The organism is Mesorhizobium sp. M7A.F.Ca.ET.027.03.2.1 (assembly GCF_003999175.1).
Classification (GTDB): Bacteria; Pseudomonadota; Alphaproteobacteria; order Rhizobiales; family Rhizobiaceae; genus Mesorhizobium.
This window is the reverse complement of sequence record NZ_RZOM01001509.1, coordinates 1-1,024: the sequence shown is the minus strand read 5'-3', so window position 1 is coordinate 1,024 and position 1,024 is coordinate 1. Positions and strand designations below refer to the sequence as shown.

Below are 1,024 nucleotides of genomic sequence, written 5' to 3'. Positions count from 1 at the left end.
GCCTATAAGCGCATGGCGCTGAGGGAATTGCTGGCCGAGTAGCAACGCGCCGCAACAAAAAACCCGCCACAAGGGCGGGTTTTTTGTTCTGTAAAAAGCTCGTTGAGCTTAGATCCCGAAACCTTCGAAACGCTTCTTGAACTTCGACAGGCGGCCGCCGCGGTCGAGCAGGGTCTGCTGGCCGCCGGTCCAGGCCGGGTGGGTGGTCGGGTCGATATCGAGGTTCATCGTATCGCCTTCCTTGCCCCAGGTCGAACGGGTCATGTATTCGGTGCCGTCGGTCATGACGACCTTGATGGTGTGGTAATCGGGATGGATGTCGGTCTTCATGGGTTCGGTTCCTGGCTTGCCGGCGCTGCCGACGGGCATAAGCCTGCGTCGATGCGCCCCTTTTTAAAACTCGAAGCCGCAGCTATTGAGGAGCCACGGCTTCTAAAACGGTCGGCGAGCCTATACATCAGCTGGAATTGAATCACAAGGCCGCGGCAAGCGCATATTGAGGCGCAGACCCCAAGGGCGGCTGGAGGAAACATCGGGATGGCGCAAATCACCAGCGCAGACGAGCGCCGGCGTTCGCTCAAGCCGCTCCGGCGCCTGTTCCCCTACATCACGCACTATCGCACACTGGTCGTCGGCGCCATCATCTCGCTGGTCATCGCGGCGGCAACCACGCTGGCGCTGCCGCTGGCGGTGCGACGCATGATCGATCATGGTTTCTCGTCGTCCAGCACCACCTTCATTGCCGAATATTTCGCCGCCCTGGTGGCGATGGCCGCCGTGCTGGCGGCGGCATCGGCCGGCCGCTACTATTTCGTCATCACGCTGGGCGAGCGCGTCGTCGCCGATATAAGGCGCGATGTGTTTGCCCATGTGACGACGCTGTCGCCTGCCTTCTTCGACACCGCCCAGTCGGGCGAGATCGTGTCGCGGCTTGCCGCCGACACGACGCAGGTCAAGTCGGCGGTCGGCGCGACGGCTTCGGTGGCGCTGCGCAACGTCATCCTCGGCCTTGGCGCGGTGGGGA

General features: G+C 62.6%; 2 protein-coding genes. One reads left to right on the top strand and one right to left on the bottom strand.

Annotation, left to right across the window (positions count from 1 at the left end; genetic code table 11):
* Window positions 1-108: 108 nt before the first annotated feature.
* Window positions 109-330, bottom strand: a complete 222-nt coding sequence (gene rpmE / locus EN750_RS36030) for a 50S ribosomal protein L31 (protein ID WP_006200144.1) — start codon at window positions 328-330, stop codon at window positions 109-111.
* Between the two features lie 207 nt (window positions 331-537).
* On the opposite strand from rpmE, the gene EN750_RS36025 reads away from it, so the two are divergent.
* A partial coding sequence (locus EN750_RS36025) for an ABC transporter transmembrane domain-containing protein (protein WP_245482918.1) occupies window positions 538-1,024 on the top strand: 487 nt, incomplete at its 3' end.

Bases quoted from the DNA above. Each gene is read 5' to 3' on its own strand.
- rpmE (WP_006200144.1), bottom strand. From the start codon at position 330: ATGAAGACCGACATCCATCCCGATTACCACACCATCAAGGTCGTCATG.